Origin of the sequence: Streptomyces sp. Q6 (assembly GCF_036967205.1) — a bacterium.
Lineage (GTDB): Bacteria > Actinomycetota > Actinomycetes > Streptomycetales > Streptomycetaceae > Streptomyces > Streptomyces citrinus.
Genome location: NZ_CP146022.1, coordinates 5,559,253 through 5,576,612, shown reverse-complemented (window position 1 = coordinate 5,576,612; position 17,360 = coordinate 5,559,253). Strand labels below are relative to the sequence as shown.

General features: G+C 72.4%; 15 protein-coding genes. 6 read left to right on the top strand and 9 right to left on the bottom strand.

Going from position 1 to position 17,360, the window contains the following annotated elements; translation table 11 throughout:
• The first annotated feature begins 83 nt into the window (after positions 1-83).
• On the top strand, positions 84-1,709 hold the full coding sequence (locus tag V2W30_RS26060; protein WP_338700230.1) for an alpha/beta hydrolase: 1,626 nt from the start codon (positions 84-86) through the stop codon (positions 1,707-1,709).
• Positions 1,710-1,803: 94 nt separating this feature from the next.
• Here the strand turns inward: V2W30_RS26060 and moeZ are convergent, their stop codons facing one another.
• The 8 genes from moeZ to V2W30_RS26020 form a co-directional block, all read right to left on the bottom strand.
• On the bottom strand, positions 1,804-2,982 hold the full coding sequence (gene moeZ, locus V2W30_RS26055; RefSeq protein ID WP_338700229.1) for an adenylyltransferase/sulfurtransferase MoeZ: 1,179 nt from the start codon (positions 2,980-2,982) through the stop codon (positions 1,804-1,806).
• A gap of 63 nt (positions 2,983-3,045) precedes the next feature.
• The gene (locus V2W30_RS26050) at positions 3,046-3,795 is read right to left on the bottom strand and encodes a spherulation-specific family 4 protein (protein WP_338700228.1); all 750 of its coding nucleotides are present in this window, start codon (positions 3,793-3,795) and stop codon (positions 3,046-3,048) included.
• The gene (locus tag V2W30_RS26045) at positions 3,783-4,754 is read right to left on the bottom strand and encodes an NAD-dependent epimerase/dehydratase family protein (protein WP_338700227.1); all 972 of its coding nucleotides are present in this window, start codon (positions 4,752-4,754) and stop codon (positions 3,783-3,785) included. The genes V2W30_RS26050 and V2W30_RS26045 overlap by 13 nt, the downstream gene beginning before the upstream one ends.
• Before the next feature lie 310 nt (positions 4,755-5,064).
• Positions 5,065-5,577 carry a hypothetical protein gene (locus V2W30_RS26040; protein ID WP_338700226.1) on the bottom strand — a complete coding sequence of 171 codons (513 nt, stop codon included), beginning with the start codon at positions 5,575-5,577 and terminating at the stop codon, positions 5,065-5,067.
• Positions 5,578-5,651: 74 nt separating this feature from the next.
• Positions 5,652-6,554, bottom strand: a complete 903-nt coding sequence (locus V2W30_RS26035) for a hypothetical protein (protein ID WP_338700224.1) — start codon at positions 6,552-6,554, stop codon at positions 5,652-5,654.
• A 182-nt stretch (positions 6,555-6,736) separates the two neighbouring features.
• A complete protein-coding gene (locus tag V2W30_RS26030; RefSeq protein ID WP_338700223.1) occupies positions 6,737-8,794 on the bottom strand; it encodes a DUF3492 domain-containing protein in 2,058 nt (685 codons plus the stop codon).
• A 200-nt stretch (positions 8,795-8,994) separates the two neighbouring features.
• Positions 8,995-9,708 (bottom strand): DUF3152 domain-containing protein, encoded by a 714-nt coding sequence (locus V2W30_RS41645; RefSeq protein ID WP_425244596.1) that lies wholly within the window; start codon positions 9,706-9,708, stop codon positions 8,995-8,997.
• 559 nt (positions 9,709-10,267) lie between these two features.
• Positions 10,268-11,542 (bottom strand): alpha/beta hydrolase, encoded by a 1,275-nt coding sequence (locus V2W30_RS26020; protein WP_338700222.1) that lies wholly within the window; start codon positions 11,540-11,542, stop codon positions 10,268-10,270.
• 196 nt (positions 11,543-11,738) lie between these two features.
• Here V2W30_RS26020 and V2W30_RS26015 point away from each other — a divergent pair, with 196 nt between their 5' ends.
• The 4 genes from V2W30_RS26015 to V2W30_RS26000 all read left to right on the top strand — a co-directional run bounded on the left by V2W30_RS26015 (position 11,739) and on the right by V2W30_RS26000 (position 13,677).
• Complete coding sequence (locus V2W30_RS26015) at positions 11,739-11,957, top strand: hypothetical protein (RefSeq protein WP_338700221.1); 219 nt, start codon at positions 11,739-11,741, stop codon at positions 11,955-11,957.
• A 174-nt stretch (positions 11,958-12,131) separates the two neighbouring features.
• Positions 12,132-12,773, top strand: a complete 642-nt coding sequence (locus tag V2W30_RS26010) for a TetR/AcrR family transcriptional regulator (protein WP_338700220.1) — start codon at positions 12,132-12,134, stop codon at positions 12,771-12,773.
• Between the two features lie 167 nt (positions 12,774-12,940).
• Positions 12,941-13,168, top strand: a complete 228-nt coding sequence (locus tag V2W30_RS26005) for a DUF3107 domain-containing protein (protein ID WP_338700218.1) — start codon at positions 12,941-12,943, stop codon at positions 13,166-13,168.
• Positions 13,169-13,404: 236 nt separating this feature from the next.
• A complete protein-coding gene (locus tag V2W30_RS26000) occupies positions 13,405-13,677 on the top strand; it encodes a hypothetical protein (protein ID WP_338700216.1) in 273 nt (90 codons plus the stop codon).
• A 39-nt stretch (positions 13,678-13,716) separates the two neighbouring features.
• Here the strand turns inward: V2W30_RS26000 and V2W30_RS25995 are convergent, their stop codons facing one another.
• On the bottom strand, positions 13,717-14,472 hold the full coding sequence (locus V2W30_RS25995) for a ferritin-like fold-containing protein (RefSeq protein ID WP_338700215.1): 756 nt from the start codon (positions 14,470-14,472) through the stop codon (positions 13,717-13,719).
• 518 nt (positions 14,473-14,990) lie between these two features.
• Here V2W30_RS25995 and V2W30_RS25990 point away from each other — a divergent pair.
• On the top strand, positions 14,991-17,288 hold the full coding sequence (locus tag V2W30_RS25990) for a DEAD/DEAH box helicase (protein ID WP_338700214.1): 2,298 nt from the start codon (positions 14,991-14,993) through the stop codon (positions 17,286-17,288).
• Positions 17,289-17,360 lie beyond the last annotated feature (72 nt).

Genomic DNA, 17,360 nt, shown 5'->3' with positions numbered 1-17,360 from the left:
CACAGGCCGGAGCAGATGTCTGCGGTGCCTCCTACGATGGCCTGACTGTCCTTCGAGCGAGGGCGGTCGAGGGGGGAGGTGCCATGGCGGCACAGGACGCGCATGCCCACGCGGGCGTACGCACACGCGCAGAACAGGGGGCCCGCGCCCGCAGGCTGGCGGTGGTCGCCGCGGTGGCGATCGGCCTGGTCGCGGGCTGCAGTTCGGGCGGGGAAGGCGGAAGGGCCGATCCGAAACCGCCCGCCGCGGGCAGCGGCGAGGCATCGCGCTCGGGGAGCTCGACACCGCGCGCCGCGGCGCTGCCCGCGCTCCCTTCCTCGATCACCGGGCAGCGCCTCGACTGGGGTCGCTGTACGTCGACCGGGAGCGCGCCCGCGCCCGGCTCCGACTGGCGGTGCGCGAAGCTCAAGGCACCGCTCGACTACGCGAAGCCGGACGGGCCGACGATCGACATCGCCCTGATCCGGGCCGAGGCACGCGGCGACCGGGGCGAGCGGATCGGCTCGCTGCTGTTCAACTTCGGCGGCCCGGGCGGTTCCGGTGTGGATCTGCTGCCGGCCTTCGCACCGCAGTACGCGAAATTGCGCGAGCGCTACGACCTGGTCAGCTTCGATCCGCGCGGGGTCGCGGCGAGCCGTGGTGTGCGGTGCCGCAGCGACAAGGAGACGCAGGCCGCGGAGTCCGTCGACCTCACTCCGGACACGGCCGGGGAAGAGAAGGCGTACTTCAAGGACGCCGCCGACTTCGGGCAGGGCTGCCGCACGGCAGGTGACCTGCTGGGTCATGTGTCGACCATCGAGGCGGCCCGCGACATGGACCTGATGCGGCAGGTGCTCGGGGACGACGAGCTGCACTACATGGGCGTCTCGTACGGCACCGAACTGGGCGGCGTCTACGCCCACTTGTTCCCCGACAAGGTGGGCCGGCTCACGCTGGACGCGGTGGTCGACCCGACAGCGGGACGGGTCGGGCAGGCGGAGAACCAGGCGCGCGGCTTCCAGCGCGCGCTCGACAACTATCTGAAGTCCCGCGGCAAGGACCCGAAGGAGGGCTCGCGCGAGATCGCGGCGCTCCTGAAGCGCCTGGACGAACACCCTCTCCCGACGTCGGGCGGCCGGGAGTTGAACGAGTCGCTCGCGACGACCGGCATCGCGGTCACTCTGTACAGCAAGAACAGCTGGCCCGCCCTGACCCGGGGGCTCAAGGACGCGGAGAAGGGCGACGGCACCTCGCTCCTCGCGCTCGCCGACTCGTACAACGACCGTGACGCGAGCGGTCATTACGGCACATCGAGCCACTCGCAGCGCGCGATCTCCTGCCTGGACGACAAGGTACGGCCGACGGCGGCGGAGACGAAGAAGCGGCTGGCGAGGTTCCGGGAGATCTCGCCGGTCTTCGGCGCGTACATGGGCTGGGACACGGCGGGCTGGTGCCACGACTGGCCGGTCGCGGGTCAGTGGAAGGACCCGGAGGTGAGCGCGCCGGGCGCGGCGCCGGTGCTCGTGGTGGGCAACACGGGAGACCCGGCGACGCCGTACGAGGGTGCGCGGCGGATGGCCGACGAGTTGGGCAAGGGTGTCGGCGTCGAGCTGACGTGGAAGGGCGAGGGGCACGGCGCGTACGGCTCCGGCAGCTCCTGCGTCGACTCGGCGGTCAACGACTATCTACTGGAGGGTCGAATACCGCGCGACGGCACGGTGTGCTCCTGACCGCGGTCGCTCCCGACATGCCCGACGGGCCCCGCGCGCAGTGCGCGAGGCCCGTCGGGAGAAGTCGCAGCCGGGTGGTGGCCCGGCGGGCCGGCTAGTAGACCGGCTTGCTCGGCTCGATCTGGTTGACCCAGCCGATGACGCCGCCGCCGACGTGCACGGCGTCCGCGAAGCCCGCGGACTTCAGCACGGCGAGGACTTCCGCACTGCGGACACCCGTCTTGCAATGCAAGACGATCTTCTTGTCCTGCGGCAGTCCTTCGAGGGCGGTGCCCATGAGGAACTCGTTCTTCGGGATCAGCTTGGCGCCCGGGATGGAGACGATCTCGTACTCGTTCGGCTCGCGGACGTCGATGATCTCGATGCTCTCGCCGTCGTCGATCCACTCCTTGAGCTGCTTGGGAGTGATCGTCGAACCGGCGGCCGCCTCCTGCGCCTCTTCGGACACGACACCGCAGAAGGCCTCGTAGTCGATGAGCTCGGTGACGGTCGGGTTCTCACCGCAGACCGCGCAGTTCGGGTCCTTGCGGACCTTGACCTGGCGGTACTGCATCTCAAGAGCGTCGTAGATCATCAGGCGGCCGACCAGCGGGTCGCCGACGCCGGCCAGGACCTTGATCGCCTCGGTGACCTGGATGGAGCCGATGGACGCGCACAGCACGCCCAGGACGCCGCCCTCGGCGCAGGAGGGGACCATGCCCGGCGGCGGGGGCTCCGGGTACAGGCAGCGGTAGCACGGCCCGTGCTCGGACCAGAAGACCGAGGCCTGGCCGTCGAAGCGGTAGATGGAACCCCACACGTAGGGCTTGTTGAGCAGCACGCACGCGTCGTTGACGAGGTACCGCGTCGCGAAGTTGTCGGTGCCGTCGACGATCAGGTCGTACTGGCTGAAGATGTCCATCACGTTGTCGGCCTCGAGCCGCTCTTCGTGGAGGATCACGTTCACGTACGGGTTGATGCCGAGGACCGAGTCCTTCGCGGACTCCGCCTTCGAGCGGCCGATGTCGGCCTGGCTGTGGATGATCTGACGCTGCAGGTTGGACTCGTCGACCTCGTCGAACTCCACGATGCCCAGCGTGCCCACGCCGGCGGCGGCCAGGTACATGAGGGCCGGGGAGCCGAGGCCGCCGGCGCCCACGGCCAGCACCTTGGCGTTCTTCAGCCGCTTCTGCCCGTCCATCCCGACATCCGGGATGATCAGGTGGCGGGAGTACCTGCGGACCTCGTCTACGGTGAGCTCAGCAGCTGGCTCGACCAGGGGTGGCAGCGACACGGGGACTCCGTTGGTCGGTTTCTACGTACGGTTGTTCCGTCTGTAACACTGCCACGCCCCCCTTCATTCCGAGACACCTGGTCCGATACGCGAGACGATCTCGTCCCAGTAACCGGGCATCGACTCCCAGGGGGCGCTCGGGCCACCGCGGTCCGTGCGGTCGGTGAAGTAGATGGTGCCGGCGCCCTGCCAGCGCGCGATGCGCAGCGCCTCTTCCAGATGCCCTCGGGGCATGCCGTGGACGAAGTGGCAGAACCGCTCGGGCGGATAGTCGGCGGTCCATTCGGCGACCTGCGACCAGCGGTAGTCGCTCCAGGGGCCGGAGAACGTCACCAACTGGTCGGCGGTCTCGGCGTATCCGGGGTACGGGTGGGTGCCGTGGCCGAGCACGATGTACGCGTCGTCGACGAGCGCGCGCAGCGTCGTGACGGTGCGCCGGACCTCGGGGAGGGCGGCCCGCTCGGTGGGGCAGCGGTCCACGGAGAAGCCGTCGACCTGGTACCAGTCCAGGAAGCGGTGGGCGTCGGAGACGAGTTCACCGAAGGAGCGGGCGCCGTAGGTCATGTCCAGGTGACCAAGGACACGTACTCCCGCGTTGCGAAGCCGGCCCGCCGCCGCCAGGCAGTGGGGGTCGGGGCGGGCCCCCGGCCCATTGGCGACATTGAGGACAACCCAGTGCAAAGGGGTTGCCGGGCGGGTGAGTTCGCCCCATTCGGTGGGGGCGACGAGGGGGTGGGCGAATCCTGGGACGCCGAAGCCCAGGCGTACATCAGTGCTCGACTGGCCGGTCGTGACAGGGGTCAGATACGGCATGCCGCCTCCATCCAGATGTCGGCGAGGGACTCTTCGAGGTTGATGCGCGGACGCCAGCCGAGCCGGTCGCGCGCGGTGCGCACGTCGGCCTGCTGCCAGCTGCCGCAGCCGTCGGGGTACGGGTACGCGGCGGCCGACGGGCCGTGCATCCCGTGGTCGGATTCGGTGCGCGGGTGGGCGACGGATTGCCTCAGCCCGAGAGACGGCGCGTCCAGTTCGTGGAGAGCGCCGCCGAATCCGGCGACGCGGGCGAGCACGGCGGCCGCGTCCCGCAGTCGGACGGCGCGGCCCGAGCCGATGTTGATGACGCCCTGTGCGGCGGAGAGGGACGCGGCGTGCACGGCGCGGGCCACGTCCCGTACGTCGATGAAGTCGCGCTGTGCGCCGAGGCCGCCGAGTTTCAGTTCGCCGTCGCCGGCCTGCATCGCGCGGCGCATCGCCTCGGCGAGCCGGCCGAGCGGGGATCCGGCCGGGGTGCCGGGGCCTGCGGGCGAGAAGACGCGCAGGACGACGGCGTCGAGGCCGGAGCCGAGGACCAGTTCGGTGGCGGCGAGCTTGCTGACGCCGTACGGGCCGCCGGGGCGGGGCACCGCGTCCTCGGCGGTGGACGAGCCGGGCTGCGACGGGCCGTACTCGGCGCCGCAGCCGATCTGTACCAGTCGGGCGCCGCAGCCGCTGCGGCGCAGGGCCTCGCAGACGGTGGCGACGGCGACGGTGTTGTGCCGGGTGAGGTCGCGGGCGCCGCCGCGGGTGGCACCGGCACAGTTGATGACCACTCCGGGGTGGACGGCGTCCAGGAAGCGGGTGAGCGCGCCCGGGCTGCCGGTGGCGAGGTCGAAGCGGACGTCGGCGTCGTCGCCTCGGCCGAGCGCGGTCAGCTGCACGGCGGGGTCGGCGAGCAGCCGGTCGGCGACGAAGCGGCCGAGATATCCGTTGGCTCCGATCAGCAGGACCCTCATCGGGCACCTCCGGCGGTGCGCGTTCGGAGCGCTCCCGGCGCCGCGCGTCGAGCGCGCCGGTCGTGGGTTCCGCGCTGCCCGTGAGGTCCGGAGTATCCGGCATATCCGGTGCCTCCGGGAGGAGGGGTGGTCATCTGGCGTTCTCCTTAGGGGTGTTGCCGTGGATCGGTTCGTCCCGCGGTGTCGGCCCCGCGGGATGTGGGTGGTTCTTGTCATGCGGCGCGCGGTGGGCGTGGCGGCCCGGCGCGTTCGGTGGCGTAGGAGACGGCGACGGCGCCGAAGAAGGTGGGGGTGGTGAGGGCGGCGGCGGTCATGGCGTACCGCCCGCCCCGTCGGTGTGGGCGTGCGCGGAGGCGCGGGTCAGCGTGCGGGTGGCGTGGACGAGCAGGGCGAGCGCGGCGACGGCGCAGGCCGTGGCGGGGACGACGCCCGCGCCCGCCGCGTCGACGGCCGCCTCGACCGGGGTGCCCAGGACGTCGCAGCCGGGCAGTCGCGCGGCGAAGACCAGCGCGACAGCCAGGGCCTCGGCCGCGGCGGCCGCGCCGAGTACGACGGTGGGGGCGTGGGTGCGTCCGTGCGCGGTGAGGAGTCGGGCGAGCAGGAGCAGGACGCCCAGGGCGCCCGCGGCGGCGTAGTCCGCGTCCTGGTCGAGCAGGGATCCGGCCAGGGCGAGGAGCACGGTCAGGGCGAGAGCGAACAGGAGGACGGATCCGAGGAGCAACGGCCGCGCGGAGGAGGCGAATTCGGCGAGGCCGCGGCTGGTGGCGAGTCGGCGGCGGGCACCGGCGATGAAGAGGTGCGCGCACCAGGTGGCGGGCGCCACGGCGGCGGCGAGCGCGAGGACCGGGGCAAACGACGGAGCCCAGGCCCCGTCGGGCCCGCCGGCCAGCGCGGCGTTCAGGAGGCCGTCGCCGAGCAGTGCGTAGCCGAGCAGCCACCAGACCCACAGGCGGGTGGCCGGGGCGGTCGAGCCTTCGGCGGCGCGCAGGGGCCGTGCCGCAGGGTCGTGCGCAGGGCGGCGGCGACGGCGAGCGCTGCGCCGACGCCGACGGCCAGTCGGGCGGTGCCGCCGGTGGCGGTGAGGGCCGGCAGCGCGAGCGCGCAGACGGCGCCCGGCAGCAGGGCGAGTCCCGCCCACGCGCCGCGCACGCCGGTCGGCTCGGCCGGGGCGACGATGAGCAGCTCGCCCGGGTCGCCGTCCCTCGGCATGCGCGCGTACATCTCCTCGGCGAGGGAGAAGACGTCCTTGTGGCGGTAGCGGGCGGCGGTGCGGTCGGTCACGCCGCGGGCTTCCAGCCCGGCCGCGATCTCCAGTGGATCGACGGCGCGCTCGCACAGGTCGCGGTGCCGGTGCATGAGGACCTTGACCGGGTCGGCTCCTGAACGGCGTTGCTGTGTGCGGGAGTTGGCGAGGCGACCGTCCGCACGGATGGCGGGGGTGGTAGCGGTGTCAGTGGTCGTGGCGGCACTGGGGGAACCCGGGCGCGCGCCTTCGCCGCCCCGTCCCGAGTGGGCCACGCCGCCCGGGGCAGCCGAACCGCCTGAGCCGCCCGAGCCATCGCGAGCTCCGCCGTCGGCACGGGCGCCGGCGCCGGTGCCGACCCGCCACGCCCCGGGAGTCTCCAACAGCCCTTCGTCCAGGTCGTCGCCGAACCCCTCGTCCAGCGCCTCGCCCAAGCGCTCGTCCAGAGCACCGAGAGCATCGAGGTCGCCGAGACCACCCCGCCCGTCCCGTTCGGCCGTCGGCGGCATCGCGGTCAGCGCCTCCTGGGATCCAGCACCCCAGGCTCCGGCGCTCACCGGCACGCGCGGCACATCCGCACCGGAACTCACCGGCACCCGAGGCACATCCACACCGGCACTCACCGACATCCGAGGCACATCCACACCGGCGCTCACCGGTACCCGGGGCACATCCGCCCCGGCGGCTCCACGCTCGCGCTCGCGCCTGTCGTCCGTACCGTCTCGGCCGTCCCGCCCGCTCATAGATCCCTCTCCCCGCTGCCCTGCGTCACACCGGCCAACTGCTCCCGCTCCCGACCGGCACCGTCATCCCCGTCATCCACTCCGGCCCCCGGCCGCGAACCCGAACCAGACCCCGAACCCGCACTCGGACCCGCGTCGCCCTCAGACATCTCGGCCTCAGACATCTCGGCCTCAGGCGCCTGGCCCTCCGGCACAGCGCCGGACCGCGACGCCCAACTGGGCTCCCCCGCACCGGCGGACCGTCCGGCGAGCCAGGTCCCGCCGGCTCCGGCGCCGCCCGGCGCCGTCCACCGCCCCGGTACATGCGCCTCCGGCGGGTGGGAGAACGGCAGCGGCTCCCCGGCGTCGTCCAGAGCCTCCCGGCGGACCGGGCAGTGCGACACGATCTCCAGGTAAATGCCGCGAAATGCCGCGACGTTCTGTTCGACGGTGAACAGCTCCAGCGCCCGCGCCCGAGCCGCCGCTCCGAGCCGGTCACGGCGCTCGGGGTCGCGCAGCAATGCCACGCAGGCCTCGGCCAGCGCCTTCGGGTTGCGCGGCGGGACGACGAGGCCGGTGCCGCCGATGACCTCGACGACGGCGCCCACGTCGGTCGACACCGTGGCGCGCCCGCAGAACATGGCCTCGACCAGGCTGATCGGGAAGCCCTCGACGACGCTCGACAGGACGACGACGCTGCCCGCGCCGTAGGCGTCGGCGAGGTCGGGCGCTTCGGGGCCGCCGAGCTCCTCGAAGGAGACGGGGTTCTCGCCGACGGCGTGGATGCCCTCCGCCTCGTCGGGGAACAGTTGCGCGGCGAGCGCCTTGCAGTGCCCGAGGTACGCCTCGGCCTCGGGGTCCTCGGAGCGCTCAGGACCCGGCCCGCCCGCGGCGGCCGCGACCGCCCTGCGCGGCATCGCCCATACGATCCGCAGCCGCGCCTTCGGTTCTTCCTTGCGGATCTCGGCGAAGGCGTGCAGCAGGGAGATGAGGTCCTTGGAAGGGTCGATCCGGCCGACCCAGACGAGGGTGTCGGGCTCCCCCGGCTCCTCCCGCTCGCCGACCTCCGCGAAGCGCGAGGCCTCCATGCCAGGGTGCACGGTGCGCAGCTTGGCGCGGTCGGCGCCGCACCGCTCCTGCCAGCGCCGGGCGTGGGTGTTGCCCGGGGTGATGACGGCGGCCTGCCGGTAGACCTCGGCGGCGAGGCGGCCGTGGAAGGCGGCGAGCAGCGCGCGGACGGGCGCGCTCAGGTCGGCGTCGCCCGCGGCGATGTAGCGGGCCCTGAGCTGCACCCCGTACTCCGTGACGAGCAGCGGGACGCCGAAGAAGCGTTTGGCGACCAGACCGGGCAGGGCCGCAGCCCCGCCGGACGTCGCATGGCACAGGTCGACGGAGCCGAGCCCTCCGCCGTCGTACGACCCGGAGGCGTCGTCGTACCAGTCGAGGGAGAGCGGGCGCAGCGCGCGCTCCATGTGCACGGAGAAGGCGAGCAGGTCGGGCACCCGGGCGGCGCGGGCCGCACGCAGGGCGCCGGGCGCACGACAGGCGCGCTCCAGGATGCGCATGGCCGCTTCCGAGCGCAGCGCGTGGCCGAGGCCGCCTTCGTGGCGGGCGAGTTCGGCGAGTCCGTACAGCGCGTTGGCGAAACGGTCCGCCTCGGCGTCGGCGACGCCGGGACCGCCCGGCGCGCCGCCGGCGGGAGCACCACAGACGACGGCCTCGACCAGTTCCGCGTACAGGGCGTTGAACCGGCGCCGTGCGCGCCAGCGCAGGCCGCCACCCCGCACTCCGTCCTCGTAACCCGAGTGCGCCGAGTGCGCCGAGTGCGCCGAGTGACCCGAGTAGTCCGATCCTCCGGAGCCCGTCGCGCCCGGCGTCCACATCGGCGCGGTCCGCACGCGGCTGACCTGCGGGGGCAGTTCCAGCCACCCCGCGTCCTCCTGCTGCTGGCTGCGGCTGAGCGCGTAGATGTCGAACTCATGCTGCTCGAGACCGCGCACAAGCCGGTCGCACCAGAGTCTGGCCTCACCGCTCACATACGGATAGCCACCCTCGGTAAGCAGTCCGATGCGCACGAGTACACCCCCGATCTCCCTTGTGGGGAGCCGCCGTTGACCCGGCGGCTCGCAGCGGGACGAACGTATGCGGACATGCCGGTGGCGTGATGGACGGTTGTCCATCACGCCACCAAAAGGGGTGAACGGTCGTAACTTTCCCGCGCGCGTGACGTTCAGTCGCGCTAAGAGATCAATCAGCTACGAAAAACTACGGAGCGTCAACCGTTGGGAAACGCCCAGGGGTTGGCCTTGCACGTGATCCCGTCGAAGGTCAGGAACTTGGTCTGCTGCTGCATGACCGGCGCAGGCGCGCCGTCCTGCGAGCAGGTCACGTGGTTGAAGCCGAGCCGGTGGCCGACCTCGTGGTTGATGAGCATCTGCCGGTACGGGTGGATGGCGCGGGCGCCGAGTTCCTTGTCGTACGTCGTGGAGCCCTGGGCCCAACGGTAGGCGTTGATCATCACGCGGTCGGTGGCGGCGGAGTCGCACGACACGTTGTCCACGGTCGTGTCGAGCCCCGACTTCGCGCACCAGTCCGCCGTCGTGCCCGGACTCGCCAGCGTGATCACGAAGTCCGGCTTGCCGGACGAGATCCGCTCGAAGGTGCGCGCCCCGTCGTGGGCCCAACTCCGCTTGTCGTTCAGGGTCTTCTGGACGGCCTGCGCGAACAGGGTGCCGTCGAGCCCGAGCCCCTTCTCCACGTCGACCCGGTAGCGGAACTTCTGTCCCTTGCCCGGCGCCTTGTCGAGTCCGGCGATCGCCTCGAACTTCCCCGACGCCTTCAGGTTCGCCGCGAGCGGGTACTTCTTGGCCATCTTCTGCGCGTACGTCGCCGGCGCGGCCTGCGCCGTGCGCGACGGGGTGGCCCGGTCGTCCGAGCGCGACGCGGAGCCGTCCTTGACGCGCGCGCCGTCCGCGGCCCGCGCCTGCACGCCGCCCGACGACCCGCCGTCCCGGCCCGTGACCTGTCCGGCGACGACGACCGCGAGCGCGGTGGTGACGGCCGCGGCGGCGATGCCCGTATAGGTGAGCCCTTGCCGCGCTTCTCCCGAGGCGCGTCGGCCTCCGGCAGCGGCTCGCGCACCGGCAGGGGCGGTTCGTCGTCCCAGTCGGTGACGGCGGCGTACGGGTCGCGCGGCGCGGGCGGTGCGCCGTCGAACGCGTCGACGTAGTCCTGGCGCGGTCGCGGACGCGGTATCGACGGCTGCCCGGCGGTCGCGCCGAGTCCGCGCGCCGGAGGGACCGGTCCCGCGCCGGGCGCGCCCCAGCCGCCGCCCTGTTCCCGCTGCTCCGGGTGGCCGCCCCGCACCTGCGGAGCGCTCGGCCGCGCGGGCATGTGCCCGGCCCCCGCCGCCTGGGCGGGCCCCCTGCGTCTGCGCCCTGAGCCGGGCCCGGGGTGCGAGGGGTCCGGCGCCGGGGGCGCTACGGGTATGTCGGCGGTATCGCCGTTGTCTGCCGGTCCTCGGCGGCTATGCCGTCCCACAGGCCGCCTCAGCTCCCCAATTCCGTATCAGTACCGCCGCTGCCACTACCACTGCCGCTACCACCGCCGCTGTTACTGCTCCCGCCCCCACCACCGGCACCGCCCGAACCACCGGCACTGCCGCTCGCCGCATGATCGCGTCCGCGACCCTGCCGCCCCCGCCCTTCGCTCAACTCACCGAGCCCACTCAACCCACCGAGCTCACTCGACTCGCGCAGTTCACTCAGCTCACTCACTTCACTGAGCTCGCTCGGGCCACTCACATCACTGGAGCCGTTCACTTCGCTCGCGCCACCGGCGCCAGCGCCGGCCCGCTGGTTCACCGTACCGGTGTCCGCGACGAGTTCCCTGAAGGCCGTCGCGACCGTCTCCGGGTACTCCATCATCGCGACGTGTCCCGCGTCCGGCAGCGTGAGCAGCCGCGAGTCACGGAAGGCCCGCGCCGCGCGCGCCGCCATCCGGTACGAGACCAGCAGGTCACGGCCGCCGTACACGAGCAGCGTCGGCGCGAGCACCCGCTCGGCCTGACGCCACAGACCGTGCTGGCCGCCGAGCGTGTACGCGTTCACGACGCCGCGCGCGGAGCGGGCCATCGCGTCCCAGAAGTACGGGAGTCGCAGCCGCCGCTCCATCTCGTCCACGGCGGCGCGGAAGCCTTCCGGAGTGACCCGGTTCGGATCTCCGTAGCACAGGGCAGTGACGCCGCGGACGCGCTGCTCCGGTGTCCATTCCCTGGTCAGGCGCGTGAAGAGCGAGGCCACGCCGGGCACCGCGAGCAGTCCGGTCGGCAGTGCGGTGCGCTGCACGCGGATCTCCGGCAGCGCCGGCGAGACCAGCGTCAGCGTCCGTACGAGGTCGGGACGTACGGCGGCGACGCGGGTGGCGACGGCGCCGCCCAGCGAGTTCCCGAAGAGGTGGACGGGTCCGCGGCCCTGCGCGTCGAGGTAGCGGATGACGGCGCGGGCGTGGCCGGTCACCGAGTAGTCGCCGTCGTCCGGTGGGGGCGAGTCACCGAAGCCGGGCAGGTCGACGGCCTCGCCGTCGACGATGTCCTCGAGCAGCGGCATCAGTGCCGACCAGTTCTGCGAGGAGCCGCCGAGCCCGTGGACGTACAGCGCGGGGGCGAGCCCTTCGCGCGTTCCCGGCCGCGACCGGACCGACAGGGTCAGGCCGGGCAGACCGACCGATCGCAGCCGCTCTCCCTCCACGACCCTGACGGTGCCCGGCTTGGGCACTGCGGCGGCGATGGCGGGGGGCACGCGCGGCGGATCGGTCGAAGCCATGCGGCATATGTTACGAGACGATCACGCAGTGGATCGTGTGTTCGCCGTCACAGCTCGTGCCCACCTCTCCCCAGAACTTCCCCGCGCCCCACGGGCGCGTGCGGCATCGAGATCGCATAGCGCCCCGATCGGGTGTCTCCTACGCTCGATATCAGGGCACCCGCCCACGTGACGACAGTGAGGAAGGGAGCCATTCATGACGGTCGACCCCAGCGATCCCGACACCTTCGAGGACCGCCGCCCGCCGGAGATCGACGTAGAAGCCCCCGAGGCCGACGCGGCCGAGCAGTCGACGGAGCTCGCCCCCGAGGAGGACGACGCCCCGGTCGAGGCCGCCGACCCGGACGGCGCGAACGAGGCGGATCGGGCGGAACAGGCCAGGGTGGTCGCGCTCGACGAGGACGACTATCGGTGAGGTGACGCCGGTATGCGCCGCTTTGCGTCCGCGGACGGGCCAGGACGGACTCCGCGCGGCTTTCACAGCCGTCCGGTCCGTGAAATTCTGCGCTCGCACCGCGCACATCTTGGTTACCCAAAAGTACGATGACGGCACGGCGCACACCGCGTACGGACGATTTTGGGAGGCGGCGTGACAGCCATCGAGCAGACGGAGGCAGCGCGCCCCAAGGGCACACGCCTGCCGCGCCGTGCCCGACGCAACCAGCTCCTGGGCGCTGCCCAGGAGGTTTTTGTCGCACAGGGGTACCACGCGGCCGCGATGGACGACATCGCCGAGCGCGCCGGAGTCAGCAAGCCGGTGCTCTACCAGCACTTCCCGGGCAAGCTCGAGCTCTACCTCGCGCTGCTCGACCAGCACTGCGAGTCGCTCCTCCAGTCGGTCAGGACGGCGCTGGCGTCCACGACGGACAACAAGAAGCGCGTCGAGGCGACGATGGACGCCTACTTCGCGTACGTCCAGGACGAGGGCGGCGCGTTCCGCCTGGTCTTCGAGTCGGACCTGACGAACGAGCCGGCGGTGCGCGAGCGCGTCGACCGGGTCAGCCTCCAGTGCGCCGAGGCCATCTCGGACGTGATCGCCGAGGACACCGGTCTGTCCAAGGACGAGTCGATGCTGCTCGCGGTGGGTCTGGGCGGTGTCTCGCAGGTCGTGGCGCGCTACTGGCTGTCCAGCGCGAGCCCGGTCCCGCGCGAGAAGGCGGTCCAGCACCTGACGTCGCTGGCCTGGCGCGGCATCGCGGGCTTCCCGCTGCACGGCGCCGAAGGGCACTGAGAGGCCGCTGAGGCGCCACTGTCCCCCCGGGGCACTTTTGTTCCCACGCGGTTGTTCGCTCTTGGCGTGCAGCCGGGGCACCGGGAGCCTCGTCCGGCCGGGCTATCTTTGCTGCGTACGGCGCGCGGTCGTCCGCGCACATCACGGATCGTCGGAGGGACAAGGCCGTGGAGGTCAAGATCGGCGTGCTGCACACGCCCCGCGAGATCGTTCTGGAGAGCGGCCAGTCCGCCGAGGAGGTCGAGAGCGCGGTGTCCGCAGCGCTGGCCGGCAAGGCGCAGCTGCTCTCCCTGACGGACGACAAGGGCCGCAAGGTCCTCGTCCCGGCCGAGCGCCTCGCCTACGTGGAGATCGGCGAGCCGACGGTGCGGAAGGTGGGCTTCGGCCCGCTGTAGGCAGCCCGGGACACACCGGAACGACAGAAGAAGGCCCGACGGCATCCCGCCGTCGGGCCTTCTTCTGTCGTTCCTTCTTCTCTGTTCCCCGCCAGGTCCTACGGCCCTTACCAGGTCTTCCGCTTTCACGGCGGACGCACAGCGAATGCACACGAGGAGGGTTGCATTCCGGGTGCCAGGGGTAGACCCGCTACGACCGTTTTGCACCTACCGGCCGCGCGGGAGGGACCCTCACCATGCTCCTCGAAGCTCTCGGATCCGCACTGCTCGGCCTGGCTCTCGCCATGGCCGCCGGCCATCGGCTGCCGCACCGTCTTCCGTCGCGCACCCTCGTACTGCCGACCGGAGTCGCGGGCGCCCTGTTCGGGGCGTTCGTCACCCACAGCGCTCTGGGCCCCGGCCATGTGATCGCGACGCTCGTGGGAGCCGTCGTGATGGCGGTGGCCCTGCTGTCGCTGCTGCTGCGCCCGGCCCGGGGCAGAGCGCGGCAGCTGAGTCCGTACGCGTAGCGGCGCCGCACACAAGGGCTCCGCAACCGGACGACCGGGTCAGGCCGCCAGGCCGAGCGCCGCCATCCGCTTGGTGTGCGCCTCCGTGATCCGCGAGAACATCCGGCCGACCTCGGCGAGGTCGAAGCCGTCGGCCACGCCCCCGACCAGCATCGTGGAGAGCGCGTCGCGGTCCGCGACCACGCGCTGCGACTGCGACAGGGCCTCGCCCATCAGACGTCGCGCCCAGAGCGCGAGCCGCCCGCCCACGCGCGGGTCCGCGTCGATCGCGGCGCGCACCTTCTCGACGGCGAACGAGGCGTGCCCCGTGTCGTCGAGGACCGCGAGGACCAGCTTGCGGGTGTCCGAGTCGAGCCGGGCCGCGACCTCGCGGTAGAAGTCGGAGGCGATCGAGTCGCCGACGTACGCCTTGACGAGGCCCTCCAGCCAGTCCGACGGGGCGGTCTGGCGGTGGAAGCCGTCCAGCGCGGCGACGAAGGGGTCCATCGCGCCGGTCGGCTCCGCGCCGACCGCGGAGAGCCGGTCGCGCAGCTGCTCGAAGTGGTGGAACTCGGCGGACGCCATCTTCGCCAGCTCGGCCTTGTCGGCCAGCGTCGGCGCCAGCTTCGCGTCCTCGGCGAGCCGTTCGAACGCCGCAAGCTCTCCGTACGCGAGGGCGCCCAGCAGGTCCACGACGGCGGCGCGGTAGTTCTCGTCCGCGGACGCGGTGGCCCAGTCCTGGGCCGCGATACCGGTCACGGCGGGGGTCTCTTCGGCGGACGGCGTGGCGTTGTCAGGCGTCTCCATGAAGCGCACAATAGCCCGCTCACCGCTCACCGGAAGTCCCTGGTCAAGGAGTGTGACGACGGCTACGTGACCAATTCGGCCGTCGCACATGCGGATTTCCGGGGTATGGTGGTAATGAGCCCGCCGAGTGCAAGCCAGCTTTCTGGTACTTGCGCGTATATGCGACGGGCCGCACGAATGAGGATGCCCGGTCGGTGGCCCGATCGGCTCCGACCCGACAGCCCTCCGGGTCGTACGTCACAAGACGTACGGATCGAGGAGGGGCCCCCTCAGCGGCACGAGCGCTCGAGCGTCGGCAGTGGTCCCGCGCCACCCGGTCCGTCCCGCACTCGCGGTCACGAGACCGGCGTACCAACGGCACGGCACTGGCACGGTCACGACCCCCGCGTTCGCCTCACGCCGCACCTCACAGAAGAGGCAACACCCTGACTACGCAGACTTCTACATTCCGTCAGCTCGGGATCCTTCCCGAGACCGCCGAAGCCCTTGAGGCCGTCGGCATCGTCACTCCCTTCCCCATCCAGGAGATGACCCTCCCCGTCGCCCTGACCGGCACGGACGTCATCGGCCAGGCCAAGACCGGCACGGGCAAGACCCTCGGTTTCGGTCTGCCGCTCCTGGAGCGCGTCACCGTCCCCGCGGACGTCGAGGCGGGCCGGGCCAAGCCCGAGCAGCTGACCGACACCCCGCAGGCGCTCGTCGTCGTCCCCACGCGCGAGCTGTGCACGCAGGTGACCAATGACCTGCTCACCGCCGGCAAGGTGCGCAATGTGCGCGTCCTCGCCATATACGGCGGTCGGGCGTACGAGCCCCAGGTCGAGGCCCTCAAGAAGGGCGTCGACGTCATCGTCGGTACGCCCGGACGCCTTCTGGACCTCGCGGGCCAGAAGAAGCTGGACCTCTCGCACGTGAAGGCGCTCGTCCTCGACGAGGCCGACGAGATGCTCGACCTGGGCTTCCTGCCCGACGTCGAGAAGATCATCAAGCTGCTTCCGGCGAAGCGTCAGACGATGCTGTTCTCGGCGACTATGCCGGGCGCCGTCATCGGCCTGGCCCGCCGCTACATGTCGCAGCCCACGCACATCCGCGCCACCGCGCCGGACGACGAGGGCAAGACGGTCGCGAACACCAAGCAGCACGTGTTCCGCGCGCACAACATGGACAAGCCGGAGATGGTCGCGCGCATCCTCCAGGCCGACGGCCGCGGGCTCGCGATGATCTTCTGCCGGACGAAGCGGACCGCCGCCGACATCGCCGAGCAGCTGCAGAAGCGCGGCTTCGCCTCCGGCGCCGTCCACGGCGACCTCGGACAGGGCGCGCGCGAGCAGGCCCTGCGCGCGTTCCGCAACGGCAAGGTCGACGTGCTCGTGTGCACCGACGTCGCCGCGCGCGGCATCGACGTCGAGGGCGTCACGCACGTCATCAACTACCAGTCCCCCGAGGACGAGAAGACGTACCTGCACCGCATCGGCCGCACCGGCCGCGCGGGCGCCAAGGGCATCGCGATCACGCTCGTCGACTGGGACGACATCCCGCGCTGGCAGCTGATCAACAAGGCGCTGGAGCTGGACTTCAACGACCCGGTCGAGACGTACTCCTCGTCCCCGCACCTCTACGAGGAGCTGAACATCCCGGCGGGCACCAAGGGTGTCCTGCCGCGCTCGGAGCGCACGCGCGCCGGGCTCGGGGCCGAGCAGATCGAGGACCTGGGCGAGACCGGTGGCCGTGGCGCCTCGCCGCGCGGCGGCCGTGGTGGCCGTCCGGACCGCGACCGTCCGCGTGACCGCGACCGCGACAACCGTGGCCGTGAGCAGGAGCAGGAGCAGGAGCGTTCCGCTCGCACCCCGCGTCGCCGTCGCCGTACGCGCGGCGGCGAGACGGTCGCCGCGGAGGCCGCCGGCAGCACGGCGACTCCCGTGACGCCGGTCGCGGAGGACGCCTCCGAGCCGCGCACGCCGCGCCGTCGTCGTCGGACGCGCAGCGGTGCCGGAGCGCCCGTCGCCCCGGCCGCCGAGGCCGTCGTCGAGACGGTCGAGACGGTGGCGCCCGTGACCGAGGCCGTCGCCCCGGTGACCGAGGTCGTCGCCGAGGCCGTGGCGGAGAGCAAGCCCCGTCGCCGTACGCGTAAGAAGGCGGAGGCCGTCGTGGAGGCGGTCGAGGCGGTCGCTCCGGCGACCGTGGCCGTCGCCGAGGCCGAGGCCGAGGCCGAGGTGGAAGCCAAGCCCCGTCGCCGTACGCGCAAGAAGGCGGCGGAGGCCGTCGTCGAGACCGTGGAGGCCGTCGAGGCCGCCGCTCCGGTCGCCGAGGCCGTCGTGCCGAAGCCGCGTCGTACGCGCAAGAAGGCGGAGGCCGCGGTCGACACCGCCGAAGCCGTCGAGGCGAAGCCCGCCACGCGGACCCGCAAGAAGGCCGTCGCCGCCGCCCCGGCGGAGGAGGCGCCCGTCGCCGAGACCAAGCCGCGCCGCACGCGCAAGAAGGCCGAAGTCGCCGTCGACACCGCGGAAGCCGTCGAGGCGAAGCCCGCCACGCGCACCCGCAAGAAGGCCGTCGCCGCCGCCCCGGCGGAGGAGGCGCCCGTCGCCGAGACCAAGCCGCGCCGCACGCGCAAGAAGGCCGAAGTCGCCGTCGACACCGCCGAAGCCGTCGAGGCCAAGCCCGCCACGCGCACCCGCAAGAAGGCCGTCGCCGCGGAGCCCGCGGAGGCCAAGCCGGCCACGCGGACCCGCAAGAAGGCCGTCGCCGCCGCTCCGGTCGAGGCGCCCGTCGCCGACGCCAAGCCGCGCCGCACGCGCAAGAAGGCCGTCGCCGAGGCCCCCGAGGCCTGATCGGTCCAGCCTTGAAGGCCCGGTTCCCGCACTGCGGGGCCGGGCCTTCTTCGTGCCCGCCGAGGCGCGCGA

Coding starts and splice junctions, on each gene's coding strand:
- V2W30_RS26050 (WP_338700228.1), bottom strand. CDS start 3,795: ATGCCGTATCTGACCCCTGTCACGACCGGCCAGTCGAGCACTGATGTA.
- V2W30_RS26060 (WP_338700230.1), top strand. CDS start 84: ATGGCGGCACAGGACGCGCATGCCCACGCGGGCGTACGCACACGCGCA.
- V2W30_RS26000 (WP_338700216.1), top strand. CDS start 13,405: ATGCTCCTCGAAGCTCTCGGATCCGCACTGCTCGGCCTGGCTCTCGCC.
- V2W30_RS26015 (WP_338700221.1), top strand. CDS start 11,739: ATGACGGTCGACCCCAGCGATCCCGACACCTTCGAGGACCGCCGCCCG.
- V2W30_RS25990 (WP_338700214.1), top strand. CDS start 14,991: ATGACCCTCCCCGTCGCCCTGACCGGCACGGACGTCATCGGCCAGGCC.
- V2W30_RS26020 (WP_338700222.1), bottom strand. CDS start 11,542: ATGGCTTCGACCGATCCGCCGCGCGTGCCCCCCGCCATCGCCGCCGCA.
- V2W30_RS26045 (WP_338700227.1), bottom strand. CDS start 4,754: ATGAGGGTCCTGCTGATCGGAGCCAACGGATATCTCGGCCGCTTCGTC.